Source organism: Pseudomonas entomophila (genome assembly GCF_029478665.1).
GTDB classification, from domain to species: Bacteria; Pseudomonadota; Gammaproteobacteria; order Pseudomonadales; family Pseudomonadaceae; genus Aquipseudomonas; species Aquipseudomonas entomophila_F.
The window spans coordinates 39,824-64,683 of sequence record NZ_JARPQB010000019.1 but is presented as its reverse complement, the minus strand read 5'-3'; the positions used below and the strand labels follow the sequence as shown (position 1 = coordinate 64,683).

General features: G+C 63.8%; 22 protein-coding genes. 16 read left to right on the top strand and 6 right to left on the bottom strand.

Features of this window, described 5'->3' with window-relative positions; genetic code table 11:
- The first annotated feature begins 1 nt into the window (after window position 1).
- Window positions 2-1,009: a cytochrome d ubiquinol oxidase subunit II gene (gene cydB, locus P5705_RS12010; RefSeq protein WP_277461078.1), complete on the top strand. Its 1,008-nt coding sequence runs from the start codon at window positions 2-4 to the stop codon at window positions 1,007-1,009.
- 12 nt (window positions 1,010-1,021) lie between these two features.
- Window positions 1,022-1,162, top strand: a complete 141-nt coding sequence (locus tag P5705_RS12005; RefSeq protein WP_277461089.1) for a DUF2474 domain-containing protein — start codon at window positions 1,022-1,024, stop codon at window positions 1,160-1,162.
- 130 nt (window positions 1,163-1,292) lie between these two features.
- On the opposite strand, the gene P5705_RS12000 is transcribed toward P5705_RS12005, so the two are convergent.
- On the bottom strand, window positions 1,293-2,417 hold the full coding sequence (locus P5705_RS12000; RefSeq protein ID WP_277461076.1) for a methyltransferase: 1,125 nt from the start codon (window positions 2,415-2,417) through the stop codon (window positions 1,293-1,295).
- Window positions 2,418-2,513: 96 nt separating this feature from the next.
- On the bottom strand, window positions 2,514-3,218 hold the full coding sequence (locus P5705_RS11995) for an autoinducer binding domain-containing protein (RefSeq protein ID WP_277461075.1): 705 nt from the start codon (window positions 3,216-3,218) through the stop codon (window positions 2,514-2,516).
- 214 nt (window positions 3,219-3,432) lie between these two features.
- Between P5705_RS11995 and P5705_RS11990 the strand changes: the two genes are divergently transcribed.
- Window positions 3,433-4,209, top strand: coding sequence for a ferredoxin--NADP reductase (locus tag P5705_RS11990; RefSeq protein ID WP_277461074.1), 777 nt, complete (start codon window positions 3,433-3,435; stop codon window positions 4,207-4,209).
- A gap of 118 nt (window positions 4,210-4,327) precedes the next feature.
- On the opposite strand, the gene mscL is transcribed toward P5705_RS11990, so the two are convergent.
- Window positions 4,328-4,741 carry a large-conductance mechanosensitive channel protein MscL gene (gene mscL, locus P5705_RS11985; protein WP_277461073.1) on the bottom strand — a complete coding sequence of 138 codons (414 nt, stop codon included), beginning with the start codon at window positions 4,739-4,741 and terminating at the stop codon, window positions 4,328-4,330.
- A gap of 178 nt (window positions 4,742-4,919) precedes the next feature.
- Here mscL and radA point away from each other — a divergent pair, with 178 nt between their 5' ends.
- Window positions 4,920-6,287, top strand: coding sequence for a DNA repair protein RadA (gene radA / locus P5705_RS11980; protein WP_277461072.1), 1,368 nt, complete (start codon window positions 4,920-4,922; stop codon window positions 6,285-6,287).
- A 15-nt stretch (window positions 6,288-6,302) separates the two neighbouring features.
- Here the strand turns inward: radA and P5705_RS11975 are convergent, their stop codons facing one another.
- A complete protein-coding gene (locus P5705_RS11975; protein ID WP_213658399.1) occupies window positions 6,303-7,388 on the bottom strand; it encodes an LLM class flavin-dependent oxidoreductase in 1,086 nt (361 codons plus the stop codon).
- 143 nt (window positions 7,389-7,531) lie between these two features.
- On the opposite strand from P5705_RS11975, the gene P5705_RS11970 reads away from it, so the two are divergent.
- The 6 genes from P5705_RS11970 (at window position 7,532) to P5705_RS11945 (ending at window position 15,871) form a co-directional block, all read left to right on the top strand.
- Window positions 7,532-7,717, top strand: a complete 186-nt coding sequence (locus P5705_RS11970; protein ID WP_011535780.1) for a tautomerase family protein — start codon at window positions 7,532-7,534, stop codon at window positions 7,715-7,717.
- 250 nt (window positions 7,718-7,967) lie between these two features.
- A complete protein-coding gene (locus P5705_RS11965; RefSeq protein WP_277461071.1) occupies window positions 7,968-9,119 on the top strand; it encodes an acyl-CoA dehydrogenase family protein in 1,152 nt (383 codons plus the stop codon).
- A gap of 138 nt (window positions 9,120-9,257) precedes the next feature.
- Complete coding sequence (locus P5705_RS11960; RefSeq protein ID WP_277461070.1) at window positions 9,258-10,343, top strand: efflux RND transporter periplasmic adaptor subunit; 1,086 nt, start codon at window positions 9,258-9,260, stop codon at window positions 10,341-10,343.
- Between the two features lie 9 nt (window positions 10,344-10,352).
- Window positions 10,353-13,439, top strand: coding sequence for a MexW/MexI family multidrug efflux RND transporter permease subunit (locus tag P5705_RS11955; RefSeq protein WP_277461069.1), 3,087 nt, complete (start codon window positions 10,353-10,355; stop codon window positions 13,437-13,439).
- 4 nt (window positions 13,440-13,443) lie between these two features.
- Entirely contained in the window at window positions 13,444-14,883 is a 1,440-nt protein-coding gene (locus tag P5705_RS11950) for an efflux transporter outer membrane subunit (protein WP_277461068.1), read from the top strand.
- A 628-nt stretch (window positions 14,884-15,511) separates the two neighbouring features.
- Window positions 15,512-15,871: an ArsR/SmtB family transcription factor gene (locus P5705_RS11945; protein ID WP_213658394.1), complete on the top strand. Its 360-nt coding sequence runs from the start codon at window positions 15,512-15,514 to the stop codon at window positions 15,869-15,871.
- A 30-nt stretch (window positions 15,872-15,901) separates the two neighbouring features.
- Here the strand turns inward: P5705_RS11945 and P5705_RS11940 are convergent, their stop codons facing one another.
- Window positions 15,902-16,459 (bottom strand): chorismate--pyruvate lyase family protein, encoded by a 558-nt coding sequence (locus P5705_RS11940; protein WP_277461066.1) that lies wholly within the window; start codon window positions 16,457-16,459, stop codon window positions 15,902-15,904.
- A gap of 22 nt (window positions 16,460-16,481) precedes the next feature.
- Window positions 16,482-16,979: a flavin reductase gene (locus P5705_RS11935; RefSeq protein ID WP_011535772.1), complete on the bottom strand. Its 498-nt coding sequence runs from the start codon at window positions 16,977-16,979 to the stop codon at window positions 16,482-16,484.
- A gap of 309 nt (window positions 16,980-17,288) precedes the next feature.
- On the opposite strand from P5705_RS11935, the gene P5705_RS11930 reads away from it, so the two are divergent.
- The 6 genes from P5705_RS11930 (at window position 17,289) to rfbA (ending at window position 24,778) form a co-directional block, all read left to right on the top strand.
- Window positions 17,289-17,900, top strand: a complete 612-nt coding sequence (locus P5705_RS11930; protein WP_277461065.1) for a TetR/AcrR family transcriptional regulator — start codon at window positions 17,289-17,291, stop codon at window positions 17,898-17,900.
- A gap of 427 nt (window positions 17,901-18,327) precedes the next feature.
- Complete coding sequence (locus P5705_RS11925; protein ID WP_277461064.1) at window positions 18,328-19,299, top strand: DapH/DapD/GlmU-related protein; 972 nt, start codon at window positions 18,328-18,330, stop codon at window positions 19,297-19,299.
- Window positions 19,296-20,510, top strand: a complete 1,215-nt coding sequence (locus P5705_RS11920) for a hypothetical protein (RefSeq protein WP_277461063.1) — start codon at window positions 19,296-19,298, stop codon at window positions 20,508-20,510. Before P5705_RS11925 ends, P5705_RS11920 begins: the two co-directional genes overlap by 4 nt.
- A gap of 36 nt (window positions 20,511-20,546) precedes the next feature.
- Window positions 20,547-22,718 (top strand): prenyltransferase/squalene oxidase repeat-containing protein, encoded by a 2,172-nt coding sequence (locus P5705_RS11915; protein ID WP_277461062.1) that lies wholly within the window; start codon window positions 20,547-20,549, stop codon window positions 22,716-22,718.
- 44 nt (window positions 22,719-22,762) lie between these two features.
- Window positions 22,763-23,827: a dTDP-glucose 4,6-dehydratase gene (gene rfbB / locus P5705_RS11910; protein ID WP_277461061.1), complete on the top strand. Its 1,065-nt coding sequence runs from the start codon at window positions 22,763-22,765 to the stop codon at window positions 23,825-23,827.
- Between the two features lie 36 nt (window positions 23,828-23,863).
- Window positions 23,864-24,778 carry a glucose-1-phosphate thymidylyltransferase RfbA gene (gene rfbA, locus P5705_RS11905; protein ID WP_277461060.1) on the top strand — a complete coding sequence of 305 codons (915 nt, stop codon included), beginning with the start codon at window positions 23,864-23,866 and terminating at the stop codon, window positions 24,776-24,778.
- The last annotated feature ends 82 nt before the right edge of the window (window positions 24,779-24,860 follow it).

The window sequence follows — 24,860 nt, the reverse complement described above, 5'->3', positions numbered from 1 at the left end:
GATGGGTATCGATCTTCCGCTGATCTGGGCCGTGATCATCATCTTCGGCGTCATGATGTACGTGGTGATGGATGGTTTCGACCTGGGGATCGGCATGCTCTTCCCCTTCGTCAAGGACGAGCGTGACCGCGATGTAATGATGAACACCGTCGCCCCGGTGTGGGACGGCAACGAGACCTGGCTGGTGCTGGGCGGCGCTGCGCTGTTTGGCGCCTTCCCGCTGGCCTACTCGGTGGTGCTCGAGGCGCTGTACCTGCCGTTGATCCTGATGCTGGTGGGCCTGATCTTCCGTGGCGTGGCCTTCGAGTTCCGCTTCAAGGCCCGGGCCAACAAGCGGCATATCTGGGACAAGGCGTTCATCTGGGGTTCGCTGGTGGCGACCTTCTTCCAGGGCGTGGCCCTGGGCGCCTTCATCGAAGGCTTCAAGGTGGTCGACCGCAAGTTCGCCGGCGGCAGCCTGGACTGGCTGACGCCGTTCACGCTGTTCTGCGGCCTGGGCTTGATCGTGGCCTACACCTTGCTGGGTTGCACCTGGCTGATCATGAAGACCGAAGGGCCGCTGCAGCTGAAGATGCACGACATGGCCCGGCCCCTGGCGTTGGTGCTGCTGGCGGTGATCGGTATCGTCAGCCTGTGGACGCCGATCGCCTACCCGCAGATCGCCGAGCGCTGGTTCAGCATGCCCAACCTGGTCTGGTTCATGCCGGTGCCGATCCTGGTGCTGGTGGCCTTCTACGGCTTGCTGCGGGCGGTGGCGCGCAACGCGCACTACACGCCGTTCCTGCTGACCCTGGTGCTGATCTTCCTGGGCTACAGCGGGTTGGGCATCAGCCTGTGGCCAAACATCATCCCACCGTCGATCAGCATCTGGGACGCCGCGGCGCCGCCGCAGAGCCAGGGCTTCATGCTGGTGGGCACGTTGTTCATCCTGCCGTTCATCCTGGGTTACACCTACTGGAGCTACTACGTGTTCCGCGGCAAGGTGACCCATGAAGATGGCTATCACTAGGAGCGCGTCGTGATGAACGTCGAAGAGAAGAAGCCGCTGTGGCAACGCCTGGGCTGGTTGGTGCTGATCTGGGTGCTGAGTGTCGCGGCGCTGGGGGTGGTGGCCTATGGCATGCGCATGTTCATGAGCGCGGCGGGGTTGAGTACCCACTGACCTGCGAAGCAGACACGGCAGTGTTTGGCACCGGCTTTGCCGGTGTTCGCCAGCAAGGCTGGCTCCTACAGGTCTGGCGCGGTACCTGTAGGAGCGGGTTTACCCGCGATGGGCCGCGAAGCGGCCCTCTTCATTTTCGGGCTTTTAACACCACGAACTTCGGCGTCGCCGCCACCTGCTCGACACCCCGGAACAAGCGCGCCAGTTTGCTGTGATAGCCCAGGTGCCGGTTGCCGACGATATACAACGCCCCCCCTACCACCAGCGCCTCACGGGCTTGCTGGAACATCCGCCAGGCGAGGAAGTCGCCGACCACCTGCTGCTGGTGGAACGGCGGGTTGCACAGCACCACATCCAGCGACTGCTTTTCTTGCCCGGCCAAGCCATCGGCCGCGTGAATTTCGGCTGCGCGCTCGCCCAGCGCCGCCTGCCAGTTGTCGCGGGCCGATTGCACCGCCATGTACGACTCGTCCACCAGCGTGTAGTGGGCATCGGGGTTGGCCAGGGCGCTGGCGATGGCCAGCACGCCGTTGCCGCAGCCCAGGTCCGCGACCCGTGCCTGGCCCAGGTTGCGCGGCAGGTGGGGCAGGAAGGCGCGGGTGCCAATATCCAGCCCTTCGCGGCAGAACACGTTGGCATGATTGACCAGCTCCAGGGCAGGGCTGTCCAGGTGGTAGCGGCTAGGGTAGGGGGAGCGCGCCAATGGGCGCTCGGCGGTGGTGGCGATGAGCAGGCGGGCCTTTTTCTGCGCCAGCGAAGCCTGGACCGGGCCGATGTACTTCTCCATCAGGTCGCCCGCGGCGCGTGGCAGGTGCTTGATCATGGCGCCGGCGATCACCTGGGCACCCGGGGCCAACTGGCCCTGCAGGCGGATCAGTTGCTCCTCGAGCAGCGCCAGGGTCTTGGGCACGCGCACCAGCACCCGGTCGAACGGGCCTTGCCAGGCTTCGTTGGCAGGCACGAACGGCACGCTGTCAAAGCCCTTGCCGTTACGTGCCAGGTTCTTCTCCAGCGCCATGCGCGCCAGGTGCGAGTCACCGCTGCTGATCACCTCCAACTGGCCAGCCAGGCCGGCCGCCAGGGCGCCGAAGCTGTCATTGAGCACCAGTACCTTGCAGTTGGCGGCCGGTACCTGGGTAGCCAGGTGTTCCAGCAGGTACTGGTCGGCGGCATCGAAAGCCAGCAGCGGGTCGTTGGCCTGTTCCGGCTGGCGGATCAGGTCGAGGTCGGCGAAGGGGCTGTTGAACAGGGGCATGACATGGGCTCAGCTGCGAATCTGCCTGGCGCGCTGTGCGGCAGGCTTGCGGTGGGCGATTCTACAGGGCTTTGTCCATCGACGGGGGACGGGCTGTCAGAGCAGGCCGCGCTGGAAGGCGACAGCGATGGCGCCAGTCTTGTTGGCGGCGTTGGTCTTGCTGATCACGCTGCGAATATGGAAGTTCACCGTGCTGGTGGACAGCGACAGAATGGTTGCCACATCTGCGGCGGTCTTGCCGCCTGCTGACCATTTGAGCACTTCCAGTTCACGCTCGCTAAAATGAGGTGTCGGGCTGCACTTCGCCAGGTGGTACTCGCTGAGTATCTCGTGCAATGTGCTGCACAGCCACATCACCAGCGACCCCTTCTCATAGACTTCTTCCACGCTGATCGGGCCATTGCGACGGCACACGCTCAGCTGGCTTTCGTTATGCTGTTGATCGAATACCGACTGGGTCCAGCCGTGGGTAATGCCATGCTTGGTTGCCGCTTTAAGCATGTGTGGCACTTCATTGAACCGTTTTTCGTTCCAGACCAACGGCTTGAGGGTCTTGTGGCACTTTGATACTACTGGGTCTATCGTGAAGACGTTGCCCTGCTGGTAAAGCGTGTTCCACTCGGGTGGGTAGTTGTTGTAGAGCACTACCTGTGGGCTATGGGCAGCGATATGCAGATGCAGCGTCAGACCGAGGTAATCCATGTTCAATGCTAGAACCATTTCCGCTGCCCGTTCGAGCAACTTCTTTGGGTCACGTTCCTCCAGCAGTAGCTGGATGGTTTCGCTCTTCCAGTAAGGCATCGGTGAAGCTCCATTGATATGCCATGGATCCAATTGATACGCCGTACGGATCGAAGTGTAGGAAATGTCCTCGTTTTGTGCTTGGTTTTTTTGCTATAGCTGCGTCGACCTTTCAGTGGTTTGTTGTCGGACATTGACGATACCCTACAAACCGACGGTGTTTATCCCGCCCGCATTGCGCGACACTAGGCGCAATTGTTCGATGGAGTCCGTCATGTCCGCCAGTGCCGACAAGTTCACCCGCCAAACCCTGCTTGATGTCCTGCCTCTGACGCCCAACCTGTTCAGCCTGCGGGTCAGCCGTGATACGGGGTTTCGCTTCCGCGCTGGGCAGTTCGCCCGCCTGGGGGTGACCAAGGCCGACGGCAGTGTGGCCTGGCGCGCCTACTCCATGGTCAGCGCGCCCCACGATGAGTTTCTCGACTTTTTCTCCATCGTGGTGCCGGGTGGCGAGTTCACCAGTGAACTCAGCCGGCTGGGTGAGGGCGACACGCTGCTGATCGATCGCCAGGCTTTCGGTTACCTGACACTCGATCGATTCGTCGGCGGTCGCGACCTGTGGCTTTTGGCCACCGGTACCGGCATTGCGCCGTTCATGTCGATCCTCCAGGACTTCGAGGCCTGGGAGCGTTTCGACAACATCAAGCTGGTGTACTCGGTGCGCGAGGCGAGGGAGCTGGCTTATCTGGAGGAGATCGCCGGCCTGGAGCAACGTGATTATCTGGCCGAGTTCGCGGGCAAGCTGCAGTTCATTCCGGTGGTGACTCGTGAGCCGCATCCTGGCGCATTGAACGCGCGCATCACCACGCTGATCGAGACTGGCGAACTGGAGAGGGCGGCGGGGCTGGCGCTGTCGCCGGAGCATTCACGGATCATGCTGTGCGGCAACCCGGACATGATCGACGAGACGCGCAAGGTGCTGAAGGCCCGCGACCTGCAATTGAGCCTGAGCAAACGCCCTGGCCAGGTGGCGGTGGAGAACTACTGGTAAAGCGCGGTATCCCCCTGTAGGAGCCAGCTTTGCTGGCGAACCGGCCAGTGAAACCGTGGCGTGCTCGTTCGCCAGCAAGGCTGGCTCCTACAGGGCGCGTCTCAGGCGCCGAGTTTGCTCAGGGCTGGCGGTTCTGCGCCTTGAGCAGGTCGCGAATCTCGGTCAGCAGGGTCTCTTCAGCGCTCGGTACCGGCGGTGCGGTCGGGGCCACGGCTTCTTCGCGCTTGAGGCGGTTGATCACCTTCACGCCCATGAAAATGGCGAAGGCGACGATGATGAAGTCGAGGATGGTCTGGATGAACTTGCCATACGCCAGCATCACGGCCGGCACATCGCCTTCGGCGGCCTTGAGCGTGATGGCCAGGTCGCTGAAGTCCACGCCGCCGATCAGCAGGCCGATGGGGGGCATGATCACGTCACCGACGAAGGACGAGACGATCTTGCCGAAGGCCGCACCGATGATGATACCCACCGCCATGTCGACGACATTTCCCTTGACCGCGAAGGCCTTGAATTCACTGAGCATGCCCATGCTGTATTCCTTTGTTACGAATGGAGAGGTAAACGCAGTGTAAGCCACTAAAACGCTTCATGCGTGACGTTCGCAGCTAATGACTGTGCTTAGAGCGAATAGTTTTGTCGCCCTTCGCGGCCTCCGGGACACGTCCGTGTTCGGCTATCATGGCGGTTTTTTCCAGGAGACCCCGCCCATGGCCAAGGCCAAGCGCTTGTATGGCTGCACCGAGTGCGGCGCGACCTTCCCCAAATGGGCCGGGCAGTGTGGCGACTGCGGCGCCTGGAACACCCTGGTCGAGACCATGATCGAGAGCGGCGGAGCCGCCGCGCCGAGCGGCCGTGCAGGCTGGACCGGGCAGCAGGCGCAGATCAAGACCCTGGCCGAGGTGAGCGTCGAGGAGATCCCGCGCTTCACCACCAGCAGCACCGAGCTTGATCGGGTGCTGGGGGGCGGCCTGGTGGACGGCTCCGTGGTGCTGATCGGTGGCGACCCCGGCATCGGCAAGTCGACCATCCTTCTGCAGACCTTGTGCAACATCGCCGTGCAGATGCCGGCGCTGTACGTCACCGGCGAGGAGTCGCAGCAGCAGGTGGCCATGCGCTCGCGGCGCCTGGGCCTGCCCCAGGACCAGCTCAAGGTGATGACCGAAACCTGCATCGAAACCATCATCGCGACTGCCCGTGTCGAGAAGCCGCGGGTGATGGTGATCGACTCGATCCAGACCATCTTCACCGAGCAGTTGCAGTCGGCGCCCGGTGGCGTGGCCCAGGTGCGCGAGAGCACGGCGCTGCTGGTGCGCTACGCCAAGCAGAGCGGCACGGCGATCTTCCTGGTCGGCCATGTCACCAAGGAAGGCTCGCTGGCCGGCCCACGGGTGCTGGAGCACATGGTCGACACCGTGCTGTATTTCGAGGGCGAGTCCGATGGCCGCCTGCGCCTGCTGCGGGCGGTCAAGAACCGCTTTGGCGCGGTCAACGAACTGGGCGTGTTCGGCATGACCGACCGCGGCCTGAAAGAGGTCTCCAACCCTTCGGCGATCTTCCTCAACCGTACCCAGGAAGAAGTGCCAGGCAGCGTGGTCATGGCCACCTGGGAGGGGACCCGGCCGATGCTGGTGGAGGTGCAGGCGTTGGTCGACGACAGCCACCTGGCCAACCCGCGCCGGGTGACGCTGGGCTTGGACCAGAACCGCCTGGCCATGCTGCTGGCGGTGCTGCACCGGCACGGCGGCATCCCCACCCACGACCAGGATGTGTTCCTCAATGTGGTTGGCGGGGTCAAGGTGCTTGAGACCGCCTCCGACCTGGCGTTGTTGGCGGCGGTGATGTCGAGCCTGCGCAATCGCCCGTTGGCCCATGGCCTGCTGGTGTTTGGCGAGATCGGCCTGTCGGGCGAGGTGCGCCCGGTCCCCAGTGGTCAGGAGCGCCTGAAGGAAGCGGCCAAGCATGGCTTCAGGCGCGCCATCGTGCCCAAGGGCAATGCGCCGAAGGAAGCACCGGCGGGCCTGCAGGTGATCGCTGTGACCCGCCTTGAACAAGCGCTGGATGCGTTGTTCGAGTAAGTCGCCTGGGCCTGCTTACTCCGCGCGCTGTTCGCGCTGGGCCAGGCGCCCGGCGTGGGTCGGCGGCTCGGCGGCGCCGGGGTTGCGCCCCTTGGCGGTCTCCCGGCGCAGCACCGGCAGGATCTCGCTGCCGAACAGTTCCAGCATGTCCAGCACCTCCGGCAAGGGGATGCCGGCATGGTCGAACAGGAACAGCTGGCGCTGGTAGTCGCCGAACTGCTCGCGGAAGGTCAGGGTCTTGTCGATGATCTCCTGGGGACTACCCACCGACAGTGGCGTCTCGCGCATGAACTCTTCCAGCGAAGGGCCATGGCCATACACCGGCGCGTTGTCGAAGAACGGGCGGAAGCGCTCGCGGGCGACCTGGGACTGGCGGTTGACGTAGATGTGCCCGCCCAGCCCGACCATGGCCTGTTGCGGGGTGCCGTGGCCGTAGTGGGCGAAACGCGAGCGGTAGAAGGCCACCATGCGCTGGAAGTGCCCTTTGGGCCAGAGGATGTGGCTGGCGAAGAAGCCATCGCCATGACGCGCCGCCTGCTCGGCGATTTCCGGGGTGCGGATCGAGCCATGCCAGACGAAGGGCGGCAGGTTGTCCAGTGGCCGGGGAATCGAGGTGAAGCGGTGCAACGGGGTGCGGAAGCGGCCTTCCCAGTTGATGTTCTCTTCCCGCCACAGGCGGTGCAGCAGGTCGTAGTTGTCCAGTGCCAGCGGCAGGCCCTGCATGATGTCCTTGCCGAACCAGGGGTAGACCGGCGCGGTGTTGCCGCGGCCGAGCATCAGGTCCATGCGCCCGCCCGACAGGTGCTGCAGCACCGCGTATTCCTCGGCCAGGCGCACTGGGTCGTTGGTGGTGATCAGCGTGGTCGAGGTGGAGAGGATCAGGCGGGAAGTCTGCGCGGCGATGAACGCCAGCAGGGTAGTGGGCGACGAGGTCACGAAGGGTGGGTTGTGGTGCTCGCCGGTGGCGAACACGTCCAGGCCGACCTCTTCGGCCTTGAGGGCGATGCGCACCATCGCCGACAGGCGCTCGGCCTCGCTGGGGATACGGCCTGTGGTCGGGTCGCGGGTGACGTCGCCGACGCTGTAGATTCCGAATTGCATCCTTGCCTCCTGAAGTGTGACGAATGCCGTGATTGTACGCATGTACGCGAACTGTTCAACTCCTTTTCCACGGCGTATGATCGTTCCGTCACCGGCACGGCGCCGGCGACACCCACGGATCCCCACGCTAAAGGAGAAGCGACATGCCAGAAGTGATCGTCTACGCAACCGCCGGCCGTTCCGACCTGCAGAAGAAGAAACTGCTGCGCTCGGTGACCGAGGCGGTGGCCAACAGTTTCGAGATCGCCCGCGAACACGTGGTGGTGCAGATCGTCGAGGCCCCACCCGGTGACAAGGCCAAGGGCGGTATCCCCTTCGACGAGCGTTGAAGCTCGCCCCTGGGCACGGCGCGGGGCGTCGTGCCTTTCTGTTGGTTGCCTTACAGATATCCCGCCCAGCGCTGCCATTGCCTGATGTTTGCCGGCGCTCAGGCCTGATTACTCGTCTTCGCGGTTTGCAAACACGCTTTACAGAAAGATTGTACGAGGGGGTTGCAACAGTACGACTGTATGCGTACATTGGCCTCGTTCGATGTCGACACGGACCCCAGGACCCATCCCACACAGCAAGGAGCTGAACATGAAGACATTGATGCAGTGGCGTGACCTGCCTGCCGAGGCAGAAGAATGGATGGCCCGTATCGAGGCGGTCAGGCCGCTGATCCTGCGGCACCGCGACTACGCCGAAGAACACGGCGAAACCCACCCCGAAGTCATGGCCGAGCTGTTCAAGCTGGGCTTTTCCCGTCTGTGCGTGAGCAAGGCCTTCGGTGGCCAGCAATTGGACATGCGGGTGATCTCGCAGGTCGTCCAGCGCCTCGCCGCCCTTGACGCTTCGGTGTCCTGGCAGGTGATGGTGCAGGTCGCCATGGGGCGCCTGGCCGACTACCTCCCCGAGCAGGCCGCCCAAGAGATCTACAGCGGGTGCAACGGCTTCGTGGTCGGTGCGATCCACTCCGGCGGCGAAGCCATCGCCGTCGAAGGTGGCTACCGTGTCAGCGGCAAGTGGGGCTTCGCCAGCGGTTCGGCACATGCCGACTGGCTGGTGTGCACCGCCACGCTCAAGCAGGAAGTCGCCGACGGCTCGCAACCGCAGGTGCGCATGCTTTTCGTGCCACGCAGCGAATGCCGCATCCTCAAGACTTGGGATGTGATGGGCATGCGCGGCACCGGCAGCAATCACTTCGAATGCAGCAATGTCTTTGTGCCGGCGCACTACAGCGTCGACCCCGAGTCGTTGAAGAAAGCCCCGGCGCCACGCGCCTCGCTGGCCTACAAGGTGGGTTACTACGACTTCGGCACCATCGCCGCGATGGGCACCGTGCTGGGTGTGGCCAAGGCCGCGCTGGAGTACTTCCGCGACGAGCGCACCGTGCCGGCCGACGAGGGCGTGGCCGCGTTGACCAGCGAGAAGACCGGCATCGTCCTGGCGCAACTGCACAGCGCTCAGTTGCTGTTGGAAGACGCCATCACCCAGTCGCAACTGGCCGATGGCGATGGCATGAACGTGCGCGTCGGGCTGGCCGGCTCGCTGCTCAACGAGCATGCGCTCAATGCCGTGAACCAGTTGCATGGGCTGACCGGCTCCAAGGCGGTCTACAAGACCTGTGCGCTCGAGCGCAGCCTGCGCGACATCCATGTCGGCTCCAAGCACTTCGTCCTGTCGCCGTTGAACCTGTTCGGCCTGGGCAAGCTGTACCTGGGCAAGGCGCAGACCAGCAAGATCTATTGATCCGGCGATTTTCGCCAGTCACCGACATTCAGCCGATGCAACCCCGGTCAGCCCGACCGGGCCAGCAGCGTGCAGGTTGGAGTTTTCTATATGTTGAATTTCCAGAAGGTTGCCGATCCAGGCGACAGGGGGTAAGTCATGCGGGCGAAACACTATCTAGGGAAGGTAACGGCGTCAGTGGTCACGCTTGCGGTACTGGGGGGCTTGTCACTGCGTTACGTGGCTCATGGAGAAGAGCCGGCGCCCGCCCCCGTTCTGGTACCCGCGGCCCTGGCCAAGGTCAAGCAGGTGCCGTACACCTATTACCAGGTTGCCATCGGCCAGATCGAGGCCCGCCAGCAGGTGCTGCTGTCGGCCGAAGTCAGCGGCCAGGTGGTGGCCCTGGCCTTCGACTCCGGCGACAAGGTCAAGGCCGGCAACGTGGTGGTCAGGCTCAACACCTCGCCGGAAGAAGGCGAGCTGACTCGCCTGCGCGGTGAGTTCGAAGCCGCCAAGACCCACTACGGGCGACTGCAGGCCCTGGCGCGCAACGGTGCCGAGAGCCAGCGTGCGCTGGACAGCGCACGGGCGCAGTTCGACGCGGCCAAGGGCAACCTCGAGAACATCCAGGCGCAGATCGCGCAGAAGACCATCCGCGCACCGTTTTCCGGCGAGCTGGGCATTCGCCAGGTTCACCTGGGCGACTACGTGCAGGCCGGTCGGCCACTGGCCACGCTCACCGACCTCAATGGCCTGCGGGTCAATTTCACCGTCTCCGAGCGCGACAGCGCCAACATCGTCAAGGGCCAGGCCGTCGAGCTGGGTGTCGATGCGTGGAGCGGCATGAAGTTCGAAGGCACGGTCAGCGCCATCGACCCACAGGTGAACAACTCCCACGTGATCAAGGTCCAGGCGCTGCTCAAGGAGCACCAGGGCAAGCTGCGCCCGGGCATGTACGCCAAGGTCAAGGTGCAGTTGCCGGGCAAGGATGAGCTGGTGGTGCCGGAAACCGCGATCACCTACAACGCCTATGGCGAGAGTGTGTTCGTCACCTATGAAGAAAACGGCCTGAAGAAGGTTCGCCGGCAGAATATCAGCATCGGCGAGCGCCGCGATGGCCTGGCGGTGGTCGCCAAAGGCCTGCAGGCGGGCGATGAAGTGGTGACCTCCGGGCAGATCAAGCTGCAGGACGGCGTCGCCATCGAGCCTGTGGCCGACACCGTGCGGCTCAACGTCCAGCGCTGAGGAACGATCATGCATTTCACCGATATTTTCCTGCGCCGGCCCGTGCTGGCGCTGGTGGTCAGCACGCTGATCCTGCTGTTCGGGATCATGGCGTTCACCAAGCTGCCGGTACGCCAGTACCCGATGCTGGAAACCTCCACCATCACCATCACCACCCAGTACCCCGGCGCCTCCTCCGAGCTGATGCAGGGCTTCGTGACCCAGCCGATCAGCCAGGCCGTGGCCTCGGTCGAGGGCATCGACTACCTGTCGTCCAGCTCGACCCAGGGCAAGAGCCTGGTCACCGTGCGCATGCAGCTCAACAGCAACTCGATCAACGCCCTCACCGAGGTGATGGCCAAGGTCAACCAGATCCGCTACAAGCTGCCCGCCGAAGCCTATGACCCGGTGATCGAGCGCACCTCCGGCGGCTTCACCAGCGTTGCCTACGTGGCGTTCTCCAGCGAGCAACTGTCGATGCCGGAAGTGGCCGACTACATCTCGCGGGTGGTCGAGCCGATGTTCTCGGGCATCGATGGCGTGGCCAAGATCAACGTGCTGGGCGGCCAGACCATGTCCATGCGCCTGTGGCTGGACCCGGACCTGCTGGCCGGCTACGGCATCACCGGCCAGGACGTGGCGGACGCGATCAAGGAGAACAACTTCCAGGCCGCGCCTGGCCAGGTCAAGGGCCTGTACGTGGTCAGCAACCTGCGCATCAACACCGACCTGACCAGCGTCGACGACTTCAAGGACATGGTCCTGCGCAACGACAACGGCAACATCATCCGGGTGCGTGATGTCGGCACCGTCGAGCTCAACGCAGCATCGTTCGACACCAGCGGCGCAATGAGCGCGGTCCCGGCGATGTTCCTCGGCCTCGACGCCGCGCCTACCGGCAACCCGCTGACCATCGTCAACGCGGTCAAGGCACTGATCCCGGAAATCGAGAAGACCCTGCCGCCAGGCGTGAAGGTGCAGATCCCGTTCGAGGTGGCGCACTTCATCCAGTCGTCCATCGACGAGGTGACCCACACCCTGATCGAGGCGCTGGTGATCGTGGTCCTGGTGATCTACCTGTGCCTGGGTACCTTCCGCACCGTGCTGATCCCGCTGGTGACCATCCCGCTGTCGATGCTCGGTGCCGCGGTGCTGATGCAGATGTTCGGCTTCAGCCTGAACCTGCTGACGCTGCTGGCGATGGTGCTGGCGATCGGCCTGGTGGTGGATGACGCGATCGTCGTGGTGGAGAACGTCCACCGCCATATCGAGGACGGCAAGACGCCGTTCGAAGCCGCCTTGCTCGGTGCCCGCGAAGTGGCGGGGCCGGTGGTGGCGATGACCTTCACCCTCGCCGCGGTGTATGCGCCGATTGGCCTGATGGGCGGCCTGACCGGCACCCTGTTCAAGGAGTTCGCGCTGACCCTGGCCGGCTCGGTGGTGGTGTCCGGCATCGTCGCCCTGACCCTGTCGCCGATCATGAGCACCCGCTTGCTCGACGCCAAGTCCAGCGAAGGCTACATGGCGCGCAAGGCCGAGGCCTTCTTCCACTGGCTGGCCGAGCGCTATGGCAAGTTGCTGGGGATGTCGCTGTCCCAGCGCTGGATCAGCCTGGCCATCGCCCTGGTGATCTTCTTCAGCCTGCCGGTGCTGTACAAGTCGGCGCAGAGCGAGCTGGCGCCACTGGAGGACCAGAACATCCTGCTCACCGCGATCAAGGCACCGCAACACGCCAACATCAACTACGTCGAGGCGTTTTCGGAAAAGCTCCACGAAGTCTTCAAGGAGTTCCCGGAAGGCTACAGCGACTGGGTGGCCAACGGCACCGACGGCCTGTCGAACAGTGTCGGCGGCATCAACCTGGTCGACTGGGACAAGCGCGAGCGCAGCGCCAACCAGATCCAGCCCCTGCTGCAGCAACGCGTCAGCCAGATCGAAGGCACCAGCATCTTCGTCTTCCAGATGCCGCCACTGCCGGGCTCCACGGGCGGTCTGCCGGTGCAGATGGTGGTGCGCAGCGACCAGGACTACCAATCGCTGTTCGACGTGATGGACAAGCTCAAGGCCAGTGCCCGCAGCAGCGGCCTGTTCGCCGTGGTCGACAGCGACCTGGACTTCAACAACCCGGTGGTCGAGGTGCAGGTCGACAGGGCCAAGGCCAACGCCATGGGCATCCGCATGAGCGACATCGGCAAGACCCTCAACAGCCTGATCGGCGAGAAGTACGTCAACCGCTTCGCCTACCACGGCCGCTCCTATGACGTGATTCCGCAGTCGGTGCCGCAGGATCGCATGACCCCCGAGGCGCTGAACCGTTACTACGTCAAGGACCAGCACGGCAACCTGGTGCCGCTGTCGACCCTGGCCACCATCAAGGTCAAGGTCGAGCCGAACCTGCGCCCGCAGTTCAACCAGCAGAACGCCGCGACCTTCCAGGCCATCCCCCTGCCGGGCGTGACCCTGGGCGATGCCGTGGCCTTCCTCTCCGAGCAGGCCAAGCAGTTCCCGGCCGGCTACACCTACGACTGGCAATCGGACACCCGCCAATTCGTGCAGGAGGGCAACACCCTGGTGCTGACGTTCGCCTTCGCCCTGGTGATCATCTACCTGGTGCTGGCGGTGCAGTACGAAAGCTTCATCGACCCGTTCATCATCCTGATCAGCGTGCCGCTTTCGATCTGCGGGGCACTGCTGCCGCTGGCGCTGGGCTACACCTCGCTGAACATCTATACGCAGATCGGCCTGATCACGCTGATTGGTCTGATCAGCAAGCACGGCATCCTGATGGTGGCGTTCGCCAACGAACTGCAGATGCACCACGGCATGGGCAAGCTGCAAGCGATCCGCCACGCCGCCGAAGTGCGCCTGCGGCCGATCCTGATGACCACCGCGGCGATGGTCGTGGGCCTGGCCCCGCTGATCTTCGCCACCGGTGCCGGGGCCAACAGCCGCTTCGGCCTGGGCCTGGTGATCGTGGTCGGGATGCTGATCGGCACCTTGTTCACCCTGTTCATCCTGCCGACGGTCTACAGCCTGCTGAGCACCGCCAGGCAGCCCAAGGCAACGCCTGCCGACAGCATTGAAGGCCAGGCCATCGACGCGCCGGCACGGGGATAATCGCATGTTGAAAATCACACGTTGTGCATGGCCGCTGTCGCTGGCGGCCCTGGTGGCCCTGAGCGGTTGCGTCAACCACGCCGGCATCGACCACCGTCAAACCCTGCTGACCCCCGAAGGCGCGCCTTCGAGCACCCTGGCCGACGCCCGCTTGCCGGCCGCGCCCTGGCCGCAAGGGCAGTGGTGGCAGCGCTACGGCGACGCCCAGCTGGACGGGCTGGTGGCCAAGGCTTGGCAGAACAACCCCGGGTTGCAGGAAGTGCGGGCGCGGGCCGACAAGGCCAACGCCTACCAGGAATACTACGGCGCCGACCGGGCGCCGCAGGTGGACGCCTTCGGCGATGTGAAGCGCTCGCGGCTGTCGCGCAGCGAAGACTACGCCGGGCAGGGCAACCGCTATGTCACCGTGCGCAGCCTGGGCGTGACCTTCGACTACGACCTGGACCTGTGGGGCGGCAAGCGCAGCGCCTGGGAGGCTTCGGTCAGCCAGGCGCGGGCGGCGGAGGTCGAGTTGCAGTCGGCGCGCCTGCTGCTGGCGGCCAACGTGGTCAAGGCCTACAACCAGCTGACCTATGCCTGGGATGTGGTCGACCTCAGCGAGCGTGATTTGAAGCGCCTGAGCAACCTGCAGAGCCTGACGGGCGATCGCTTCCACAACGGCTTGGACAACAAGTCCCAGCTACAGCGGGTCGATGGCCTTGTGGCACGTGCCGAGGCCAGCCTGTTGGGGGCCAGGAGCGATGTGCAGGTGGCCCGTCTGCAGCTCTCGGCGTTGCTGGGCACTGGCGTCGATGGCGCCCATGACATCGCCCGGCCCAAGCCGCTCAAGAGCGACGAAGCCGCCTTGCCGGAAAACCTGCCCGCCGAACTGCTGGGGCGCCGCCCGGACATCGTCGCGGCGCGCTGGCGGGTCGAGGCGCAGACCCAGACCGTGGCGTCGGTGAAGACGCGTTTCTACCCCAACATCAACCTGCGTGCGGGGGGCGGCATCCATGCCATGTCCGGTGACAGTTTCAACGACAGCGTCAGCCGTTTCTGGAACATCGCGCCGACCGTGACCTTGCCGCTGTTCGATGCCGGGCGCTTGCGCTCTGAGCTCAAGCAGAGCAACGCCGACCTGGACCTGGCGATCGCCGGCTACAACGCCACCCTGAACACGGCACTGCATCAGGTGGCGACCTCGGTGACCGAGTTGCAGGCGGTGAACCGGCAGATCGGCCTGCAACGCACCGCACGCGACACGGCGCAGTCGTCCTTCGACCTGGCTGTCGAACGTTTCGAAGTCGGGGAAAACAACTTCCTCGATTCGCTGAACATCGAAGAGCAGTTGATCGAAGATGAAATGCGCCTGGCCCTGCTCAGCAGCAAGCAGATCGACTCGGCGGTGAGCCTGGTTACTGCACTTGGGGGCGGCTACGAGCCCGAGCCAAGCGCTGTTCGTTGAATGCTGGTTCAGCCGGCGCCGGGGTTGCACCTGGCGCCGGCTTTCAAGTGTTCGCCTGGAGGGTTGCAGCACCTACGATATCGAGCGCCGCCCGCGCGGCGCATCGCGGATGAATCCGCTCCTACCTCGGTTGCAACGTGCCGCACCTGTGAGGCCGAACGGGCCTGTAGGAGCGGATTCATCCGCGATACGCCGCGCAGGCGGCGCCCGGTCTCAAGAACCCTACAACATCTCCGACGAAAACCCCGCGCTTTACACCTTGAAACACACCGTTTTCTAAATCCGTCTCAATGCACAACGTCCTGTTTTACAAGGCTAAATGGGTTGCACCTTGATGCTCCCGGGTAGCACATGCAACACGATTGGCTCGCGAACGGTTGTAACAATGGTGTATAGTCCTACACTGTTCGTACTAACAAACAGTCGTGATTCCAGAGGCAGGCAGCCATCGACTGATGGCCCTAGGTAGTTGGGAACATGCTGTCCCCACGGGGTATTGCCAGGTTCGGACTCGGCTTTCCAGGAGCGCGACATGGAATCGCGCCTGATCAATACGGGGAAACCACGGACGGTACCGCGCAGGCGATCCGGCGCGTGGTGATCCTTGTAAGGCTATTGAGGTTATTGCATGTACACTGCCAACCACCCCAGCATCGAACAGATCCGCCTGGAGAACGTCCTGACAGCACTTGGCAACCCGTTGCGCCTGACCGTGCTGAAGGTCCTTTCCGATGGTGAAGAGCACCCTTGCGGGCGCATCCTCAAAGGTGCCTCCAAGTCGACCATGACCCACCACTGGCGCGTGCTGCGCGACAGCGGCGTGATCTGGCAACGCCCTTATGGCCGTGAGAACCTGCTGTCGATCCGCCGGGATGACCTGGAAGCCCGCTTCCCAGGCCTGCTCAGCTCCCTGCTCGACGCGGTCGACAAAGACCCGCACACCTCGCAGGTCATCCGCGACAACGAAGCCCGCCTGGAAGAAGGCTGAGTCGCCTTCCCCCGCGAGCGCGCCCTTGGCTCAGATAGCCAGTTTCAGCGGCGCGCTCCGCTCCTGCAACAACGCCCAGAAACCCTCGAGAAAGCATTCGGCGATCAGCAGTGGCTGGCCGTCGCGCATGAAGCGCGAGCGGCGGGCCAGCAACTTGCCGCCTGGCTGACCAAGCGACGTGGCCAGGCGCGACAGCGGGTCATCGGCCTGTGGGCGCTGGCATTCGAATGCGCCGCGGTGAATATCCTGCGAGTTGTACAGCATGCCGCCCAATGGCTCGCCACCGTAGCCGGCAAGCTCCGGCCAGGCCGGCCGGCGCTCGCGCATCGGCGTCAGGCTGCGGGCGCAGACCATGACCTGGTCGTCGACTTTCAAGGCCACTTCACGGATCCAGGCAGGGCTGTCGGCGGTGCAACCCAGGGCGTGGGCTTCACCGGGTTCGGGGAAATCGATCCGCTGCTGGGTCACATCCATGCTGAACCGGCCCAGCGCCTTTAGGCGCAGGGTCAGCGAGCCTGGCGCGAACAGCCAGTGACGTTGATCGTCGCTCAGGCCAGGTAGCGGCAGCGAAGTCCAGAGATTGTCCATGACGCGTGTTCTCCGGAAGTCTTCAGGCCGCAGACTGATCGGGCGCGGCAACGCGATGATAGGCACGGTCGAAATAGATCAACCCTTCCGGATGCTGGGCGCTGTCGATGTTCAGCACCTGGCAGTAGAAGATGCTGTGGCTGCCCACCGTGTGGATTTCGCTGATCCGGCAGTCGAAGCAGACGAGCGCCTCGTCCATGGTCGGTGCGCCGCTGTGGCCGGTGGACCAGGGAGTTGCCTGGAAGCGTTGCTCCATGTCCAGGTGCTTGTTGGCGAAGATGCCCGACAGATGCTGGTGGTCACCGCGCAGCACGTTCACGCAGAGCACGCCGTTTTCTTCGAAACTGCTGCGCTGGCGCGACTGGTTGTTCATGCACACCAGCAGGGTGGGCGGGGTGTCGGTGACGCTGCACACGGCGGACGCGGTGAAGCCGTGGCGACCACTGGGGCCGTCGGTGCTGATGATCGAGACGGCGCCGCCAAGCCGGGCCATGGCATTTCTGTAGGTTGCAACATCCATTGCTGAAACGCTCCTTCGGTGAGTGATCTTCGCTAAAAAAGCTTTGGCGATCATGCATGTACGCCATGACTTATTGTTTGTAAGCCGGGGTTGACGTACCCCGCAGGCGACCGCATATCATTCGCACACCGCTGATTGTACGGATGTATTAGTACAATACAATTCTTTTTGTAACGCCGTTCACGTATTGCCGCTGCACGCCCTGCCGCGCAAGGCCTGCAGGTCATGGGTGGCCTGGGCGGCGCAGTGGGATCCGGGTTGTGACTGCCTAGGTTGCGACCCACCCGTTGTGAGAAGGGAGAAGTAGATATGAGTGGTCGTGGAAGACCCCGGGAGTTCGATCGACACGAGGCGCTGGTCAAGGCCATGCTGCTGTTCTGGGACAAGGGTTACGATGGCACGTCGCTGAGCGAGTTGATGGGGGTGATGAAGATCAAGTCACCGAGCCTCTATGCCGCCTTCGGCTCCAAGGAGGACCTGTTCCTCGAAGCGCTGGAGCTTTACTGGTCCACGGTTGGCGAGGAGATCTGGAGCGAGCTGTACAAGTATGAACGGGCGCAGGACTCGATCCAGGCCGTCCTCCTGGCAACTGCCAGGATCCTCACCCGTGAAGACCGTCCCCACGGTTGTTTCGTCACCCAGACCGACCTCAATTCGCCCTTGCCCAACCTCAGGGTCGGGCTCAAGGTGCTGCGCTGCAAACCCTTCGAGATGTTGAAGAACCGCCTGCGCCTCGGGCAGGCCAGCCGTGAGATCGGCGAGCATGTCGATTGCGAGAGCCTGGCCAATTACTACGGCGTGGTACAGCGCGGCATGGCCATGGTGGCGCGTGACGGTTCACCACGCGATGCGTTGGAAAAAGTGGCAGGCCATGCCATGGGCAATTGGGAGTCCATCGTCCCGGATCATCTCGCGCACTGACCTCTCCTCTGCTAGCTGGCCTTTGGCCATTCTCTGGTTTGTCTCAACGCAACCGGCCACGTGAGTGGCCGGTTGCGTTTTTGCTGTTCCTGTGGATTTATGTGCAGGTTACACGCTAAATTCAGCAAGTTTTTCACACGATCGAAACATTTTTGTGCGTCTTGACTGCCCTGAAATTTTCTAACGACCGGCACAGAAAACGTGTTGCCTAGGCATTTTGTCTGTACTAGGATATGCGAACAGTACTAATTGACTAGTACATTATTGGCTTCGCAGGGCGGCTCTAACCCCTCGAAATCGGCAGGCCTGGACAGCAGGTCACGCCAGAGTGGCGACACCCCATGCAAGGATTCGCAACCGGGATGCATGTCTGACTTTCGCCACGGCGAAACCACGCGCTGCATCCGAACAGGCAAGGGATTGTGTGATGCAGACAACATGGCTTGTCGAAGTCGGGACGCGCGTTTCGTCCGACTCCCATATTGGTGATGCCAGCTGGGTTCGCGCCGGCAATCACCTCCAGGGCGTGACCCTGGGTCAGGGGTGCTTCATCGGTTTCAAGTGCAGCCTCGAGCACCTCGATGTTGCTGACCGCGGCATGCTGGCCACCGGCGTCGTCGCTCGCGGCAGCGAGCAACACCCCATCCGTGTGGGCCGTGGCGCCTGGATCGGTGCCCGCGCAACCCTTTTGCCCGGCGTGCACATCGGTGCCGGAGCGGTGGTGGCCGCAGGCGCACTGGTCACTGAAAACGTCGAGCAGGACTGCATCGTCGTCGGCCGCCCGGCACGGGTGATCGCCCGTCGCCAGGTCAGCGAGGATGGCTGGCCCGACCCGGCGCCGGTCCTGCAGAAAGTGCTCAAGCGTCAGCGCGAAGGCCTGCCTTCCTTTCTCGATCGCGCCTCCTGCGCATTGCACCTGGTGCATCAGCAAAACCCACAGCTCTGTACTTGGCATATCGCCGACAGCGCGTTGATCGACGCCGAATTGTCCGGTGGCGCTTCGGTGCACATCGGTGAGGACTGCGTGCTGATCGGCCGCAGCACCCGGCGCGGTGGCATGCACGATCACGGCGGTATCGCCCTTGGCGAGCACGTCGGCCTGGGGCGTGGCGTGGTCATCGAAGGGGCTGGTGGTGTCGCCATCGGCGAGCACAGCCAGCTCGACGACCAGGTCACCCTGGTGTCGTCCTCCCATGACCACGGCTACCGCTCGCTGCCCTGGAAAGCCGCCCCCATTCGCATCGGCAAGCGTTGCCGCATTGGTACCGGCGCCTTGATCGTTGGTCCTGTTTCCCTTGGCGACGACGTGGTGGTCGAACCCTACGCCGTGGTCATTCGCGATGTACCTGCACACTCGGTAGTCAAAGGCATCATTCAACTCAAGGAGGAAGTCGCATGATTCTGTTCGCCCCCGCACCCACCGGTTCCGGTCACAACATGCGCGTGCTGTCGATCGGCCGTGCCCTTAAGGATCGCAACCCCGACATCGACCTGAAGGTGGCCCTGGCCTCGCTGCAGGACGTGTTCACCCCGATGTTCGAAGGCTCGGGCATCGAGGTGATCGATGTCGCCGGGCAACTGATGGACTATTCGAAAAAGAGCAACTTGTCGCGCCAGCTCGACTGGGGCAGCTATATCGCCGGCTACATCTCCAACACGTTCCTGTCCAGCGAACGCATGCTCGCCTACCTGGCGATCATCGAGGAACACAAGCCTCGGGTGGTGATTTCCGACTTCAACATGGCGGCTTGCCTGGCGGCGATCTTCAGCCGCACGCCCCTGGTGTTCGTCACCGAGCGCTACGACTTCACCTTGTGCCAGTTGACCGACCAGGACCTGAGCGAAGGTGGTTTCGAGCTCAACGCCGAAGACCTGAACCGGGCGCGCCTGGCCTTGCACAAGCAGTTCTCGTGGATGATCGAGCAGAGCCAGCTGGTGCTGACCGACAAGCCCTACATCCCGGAAATGGACAACGGCACGCCGGTGGCCAGCGCGCTGCACTCGGGCAAGGCGCACTTCGTCGGGCCGATGATCCGTGATTTCACCCAGACCAACGCCTCCACCGTGCGCGCCGACCTGGGCCTGGGTGATGGTCCGTTCGTTGTCGCCTCCATCAGCGGCACCACCATGTTCGCCGAGAGCAAGCAGAACCTGCTCAACGGCTACCTGGAGGCCTTCGAGCGCCTGCGCGCCGAACGCCCGGAGCTGAAGATGGTGCTGCTCGGCCGCCAGGACATCGCCCCGCGCGAAGGCGTCATCAGCGTGCCGTACTACCCGGACTGGATGGGCCTGCTGCGCGAAGCCAGCCTGCTGGTATCGGCGCCGGGCTGGATCACCGTGACCGAGATCGCCGCGCTGAACATTCCGACGCTGTTCGTGCTGCCGTCGAAGTCCGAGTACCACGAGGCCGAGGCGCTCGACCGCCTGGGGCGCCTCGGCTTCCCGACCTACCTGGGTTGCGAGGCCGCGCGGATTGCCGAGCTGATCGGCGCCGAACTGGACAAGGACACCGCGGCGCCAACCTATTTCGGTGCCCACCAGCGTGTCGCCGCACCGGATGGCTTGGGTGCCCAGCGTGCCGCCAGCCGGATTCTGAGCCTGGCTCAGTAAGCAACATCATCCACAGCATTATTCAGGGAGAGGGCAATGCACAGCGCCTCAATTACCTTCATGGCCGAAGCCTTGATGGACAGGGAAGAGGGTGGCTTTCTGGCAGTCACCGACGCTACCGGTGCGGTACGCATCAGCAGCGACAAGCGCCTGGAGGACCAGGTGGCGGCGACGCTGTTCTTCGCCGCCCATGGCGAGGCCGAGCAGGCCGAGTTCGCGCTGGCCGGGTTGCTGGCGCTGCACGATGCCAGCCAGGATGGCTTCATCGAATTGGGCGACCGTTTCTGGAACCCGCATGGCTCCGGGCGTTGCCGGACCCTGGCGGTCCAGTTCGATGCCCTGCGCGCAGTACTCGAGTTCCGCCGCCTGCGGCGTGACGATGCGCAGCTGAAGAGCGTGACCCTGGGCTTGAGCCAGCGCCTGCAGCAGGTCTATGACAACCGTCTGTTCGGGGGTGTGCTCAGCAGCGACTGGAGCGCGGTGATCGATGGGCACATGCCAATCGAGTTGGACATCGGCGCGGTCAACCTGTTGTGCAGCCTGTGCGCCTGCAAGGGTGACCAGGCGCTGCTCACCCACCTGCAGCAACACGTCTGGAAGCTTGAGGACGAAGTGCGCGCCGAGCTCGATGGCCTGGGCGCAGGCACCCTGCGCAACACCGCCAGCCGGGCGCGCGCCGCGGCGGCCCTGGCGCGCTGGGCACGGGCCAACAGCCACCAGGAGATGCTGCAGCTGGCGCGCAAGCTACTCGAGGACACCTTCGAGCGCCTGCACGACAACACCTACGGCGGCTTCTGGGATCGCCTGCGCTACGACCAGCGCGTCGGCGCGGACTGGCTCACCTCGTTCAAGCGCAACGAGTCGCCGTTCCCGATCAAGACCAGCCTGGACGTGGCGTTGCTGCTCGATGCATTGGCGCTGGCACAGCCACACGACGCCGCCGAACGCCGCGATCAGTTGCTCAAGGCGCTGGGGGATTTCCACGACAGCCACCATGGTGGGTTCTTCCTGGGCAAAGGCTACTTCTGGTCGACCCCGGTCGATCCGACGGTGCCCTTCATCCGCCAGTTCTGGGCGCCACCTCGGCAGTTGGGCGTGTTCCACATCGGCAACCTGTCGTACCTGCCGTTGCACATCAAGAGCCTGGAAGGTCAACTGGCCTGCCTCAAGGCCCTGGCAAACCACACCGCGTCCTTGCCGGCGCCGCAAACCTGGGCCCCGGTCGATGGCAGCGCCCTGCGCGTGGTGGACAACCGTCGGCCGCTGGAGCAACCCCACCTGGGCCAGATGCCGAACCTGGACGTCAATTTGCCGGCCTACTACGACTGGCTGAGCCAGTCGCGTGCCTCCCTCGCGGTGCCCTACGGCCTGACCGCCGAGCTGGCGCCGCAGGGCTTCCGCGCCGACCGCTGCTGGCAGGTGTTCTCGGCGCTGCACGTGATTTCCGACCTGTATGCGTTGAAAGCGGACATCGAGGACAGCGCCAGCCTGGTGGCCTGCATCCAGGCCTCGCAGAACCCCGACGGTGGCTTCTCCGAGCAACCTGGCCAGCTGAGCGACGTGTTCGCCACCTACTGCGCGGTGATTTCCCTGCGCCTGTTGGGCAGCGCGCCACGTGCCGAGCAGGCCTGCGTCGCCTACCTGCGCCAGTGCCAGCAGGCCGATGGCGGTTTCGGCAACGTGCCGGGCTACCAGTCGGACATCTGGCACAGCAACCTGGCGGCGTTGTCGCTGCACGTACTGGGTGCACAGGCGAACCAGCCGGAGGCGCTGCTGGACTTCATCCTGGCCTGCCAGCATGCCGATGGCGGTTTCGGCAATCGCCCGGGTAACCCGCCCGACACCTTCTCCACCTACCGCGCCCTGTCGCTGTTGCATGCGCTGGACCGCGAGCTGGTGGATGCCCAGGCCACCGTGGCCTGGCTGCAAGGGCTGCAGCAAGCCGACGGGCCGTTCCTCTATCGCCCGGGCAAGGCGGTCAGCCTGGTCGGTAGCTACATGGCGGTGGCCGGCCTGTACCTGCTCGATGCCGAGCCTCGGGACAAGCAGGGCGTGACGGACTGGATTGCTCGGCACCAGAAGAAAGACGGTGGCTTCGGCCCGCTGAACACCACCTCGGCCACCACCGACGAAAGCTTCACCTGCATCCAGTCGTTGCTGATCCTCAAAGGCGCGCTCAGCAAGTACTGGGTCGCCCTGGTCAACTAAAAAAGCGTGAACGGATTCACCACACCCATTACAGGAGTACTTGCGTGAACATCTTGATTACCGGCGGCGCGGGCTTCATTGGCTCGGCCGTGGTCCGCCACCTGATTCAAAACACCGACTGCCACGTGGCCAACGTCGACGTCCTGACTTATGCCGGCAACCTCGAGTCGCTGGCCAGCGTCGCCGACTCCGAGCGCTACCGCTTCTACCAGGCCGATATCTGCGACAAAGTGCACTTGCAGCGGATCTTCGCCGAGTTCCAGCCCCAGGCGGTGATGCACCTGGCGGCCGAGTCGCACGTCGACCGCTCGATCGAAGGCCCGGACGCCTTCATCCGCACCAACGTGCTGGGCACCGCGACCCTGCTGGAAGTGGCCCGCGGCTACTGGAACGGTCTGGCACCGGAAGCCCGCGCGGCGTTCCGCTTCCATCACATCTCCACCGACGAAGTGTTCGGCGACCTGGAAGGTACCGATGACTTCTTCACCGAGCAGACCCCTTATGCGCCCAGCTCGCCCTACTCGGCGAGCAAGGCCGGCAGCGACCACCTGGTCCGCGCCTGGGGCCGTACCTATGGGCTGCCGGTGCTGGTGACCAACTGCTCGAACAACTACGGCCCGCACCACTTCCCCGAGAAGTTGATCCCGCACGTGATCCTCAACGCCCTGCACGGCAAGCCGCTGCCAGTGTATGGCAACGGCGCGCAAGTCCGCGATTGGTTGCATGTCGAGGACCACGCCCACGCCCTGTACACCGTGCTGACCCGTGGCGAAGTGGGCCAGACCTACAACATCGGTGGCCACAACGAGCGCCGCAACCTGGACGTGGTGCAAATCATCTGCGCGTTGCTCGAAGAGCTGCAACCGAACAAGCCCGAGGGCGTCCAGGCCTACAGCGACCTGATCGAGTTCGTCAGCGATCGGCCCGGGCATGACCTGCGCTATGCGATCGACGCCAGCAAGATCGCCGACGAGCTGGGCTGGACCCCGCAGGAGACCTTCGAGACCGGGCTGCGCAAGACCGTGCAGTGGTACCTCGACAACCGTGGCTGGTGGCAGCGCGTGCTCAATGGCGCCTACCGCCTGGAGCGCCTGGGCAACGCCGCCTGAACCTTCACCTCATTCATGTTTCAAGGGAGCTGTTTCATGAAAAAGACCAAATACAAGGGCATCCTGCTGGCCGGCGGTTCGGGCACTCGCCTGCACCCGATCACCCTGGGCGTGTCCAAGCAGTCCTTGCCGATCTACGACAAACCGATGATCTACTACCCGCTGTCGGTGCTGATGCTGGCCGGCATCAGCGAGATCCTGGTGATCTCCACTCCGACCGACCTGCCGGGCTTCCAGCGCATGCTCGGTGACGGCAGCCAGTTCGGCATCAAGCTCAGCTACGCCGAGCAGCCAAGCCCGGATGGCCTGGCCCAGGCGTTCATCATCGGCAAGGAGTTCGTCGGTGACGACAACGTCTGCCTGGTGCTGGGGGACAACATCTTCTACGGCACCCAGTTCAGCGACACCCTGCGCCAGGCTGCCAGCCGTGAGAGCGGTGCCACCGTATTCGGCTACTACGTGGCCGACCCGCAGGCCTTCGGCGTGGTGGAGTTCGACGCCCAGGGCAAGGCGATCAGCATCGAGGAGAAGCCCAAGGCGCCCAAGTCCAACTACGCGGTCACCGGGCTGTACTTCTATGACAATCAGGTGCTCGATATCGCGGCGCAGGTCAAACCGTCGGCCCGTGGCGAGCTGGAGATCACCGACATCAACAACGCCTACCTCGAGCGTGGCACGCTGAACGTCAACGTGTTGGGCCGTGGCTTCGCCTGGCTCGACACCGGCACCCACGATTCGCTGCTCGAAGCCGGCAATTTCGTCCAGGCCATCGAGAACCGCCAGGGCCTGAAAGTGGCCTGCCTGGAAGAGATCGCCTTCCAGAACGGCTGGATCAACCAGGCACAGTTGCTGGCACGGGCTTCGGCACTGAAGAAGACCAGCTATGGCCAGTACCTGGCGTCCATCGCCGCAGCCGCGGACGATGACGTGGTGAAGGCGCTGATCGCCTGATCAGGGGCTTTGCCCACGGGGTTGATGAAACCCCGTGGGCATTCCGGATAGTGGCGTTTTAATGGCGCCTGCAGTAGCCTCT

Coding starts and splice junctions, on each gene's coding strand:
- P5705_RS11955 (WP_277461069.1), top strand. CDS start 10,353: ATGCATTTCACCGATATTTTCCTGCGCCGGCCCGTGCTGGCGCTGGTG.
- P5705_RS11915 (WP_277461062.1), top strand. CDS start 20,547: ATGCACAGCGCCTCAATTACCTTCATGGCCGAAGCCTTGATGGACAGG.
- radA (WP_277461072.1), top strand. CDS start 4,920: ATGGCCAAGGCCAAGCGCTTGTATGGCTGCACCGAGTGCGGCGCGACC.
- P5705_RS11930 (WP_277461065.1), top strand. CDS start 17,289: ATGAGTGGTCGTGGAAGACCCCGGGAGTTCGATCGACACGAGGCGCTG.
- P5705_RS11995 (WP_277461075.1), bottom strand. CDS start 3,218: ATGCCTTACTGGAAGAGCGAAACCATCCAGCTACTGCTGGAGGAACGT.
- P5705_RS11940 (WP_277461066.1), bottom strand. CDS start 16,459: ATGGACAATCTCTGGACTTCGCTGCCGCTACCTGGCCTGAGCGACGAT.
- cydB (WP_277461078.1), top strand. CDS start 2: ATGGGTATCGATCTTCCGCTGATCTGGGCCGTGATCATCATCTTCGGC.
- P5705_RS11960 (WP_277461070.1), top strand. CDS start 9,258: ATGCGGGCGAAACACTATCTAGGGAAGGTAACGGCGTCAGTGGTCACG.
- P5705_RS11990 (WP_277461074.1), top strand. CDS start 3,433: ATGTCCGCCAGTGCCGACAAGTTCACCCGCCAAACCCTGCTTGATGTC.
- P5705_RS12000 (WP_277461076.1), bottom strand. CDS start 2,417: ATGCCCCTGTTCAACAGCCCCTTCGCCGACCTCGACCTGATCCGCCAG.
- P5705_RS11935 (WP_011535772.1), bottom strand. CDS start 16,979: ATGGATGTTGCAACCTACAGAAATGCCATGGCCCGGCTTGGCGGCGCC.
- P5705_RS11975 (WP_213658399.1), bottom strand. CDS start 7,388: ATGCAATTCGGAATCTACAGCGTCGGCGACGTCACCCGCGACCCGACC.
- mscL (WP_277461073.1), bottom strand. CDS start 4,741: ATGGGCATGCTCAGTGAATTCAAGGCCTTCGCGGTCAAGGGAAATGTC.
- P5705_RS11925 (WP_277461064.1), top strand. CDS start 18,328: ATGCAGACAACATGGCTTGTCGAAGTCGGGACGCGCGTTTCGTCCGAC.
- P5705_RS11920 (WP_277461063.1), top strand. CDS start 19,296: ATGATTCTGTTCGCCCCCGCACCCACCGGTTCCGGTCACAACATGCGC.
- P5705_RS11965 (WP_277461071.1), top strand. CDS start 7,968: ATGAAGACATTGATGCAGTGGCGTGACCTGCCTGCCGAGGCAGAAGAA.
- rfbA (WP_277461060.1), top strand. CDS start 23,864: ATGAAAAAGACCAAATACAAGGGCATCCTGCTGGCCGGCGGTTCGGGC.
- P5705_RS11950 (WP_277461068.1), top strand. CDS start 13,444: ATGTTGAAAATCACACGTTGTGCATGGCCGCTGTCGCTGGCGGCCCTG.
- P5705_RS11970 (WP_011535780.1), top strand. CDS start 7,532: ATGCCAGAAGTGATCGTCTACGCAACCGCCGGCCGTTCCGACCTGCAG.
- P5705_RS11945 (WP_213658394.1), top strand. CDS start 15,512: ATGTACACTGCCAACCACCCCAGCATCGAACAGATCCGCCTGGAGAAC.
- P5705_RS12005 (WP_277461089.1), top strand. CDS start 1,022: ATGAACGTCGAAGAGAAGAAGCCGCTGTGGCAACGCCTGGGCTGGTTG.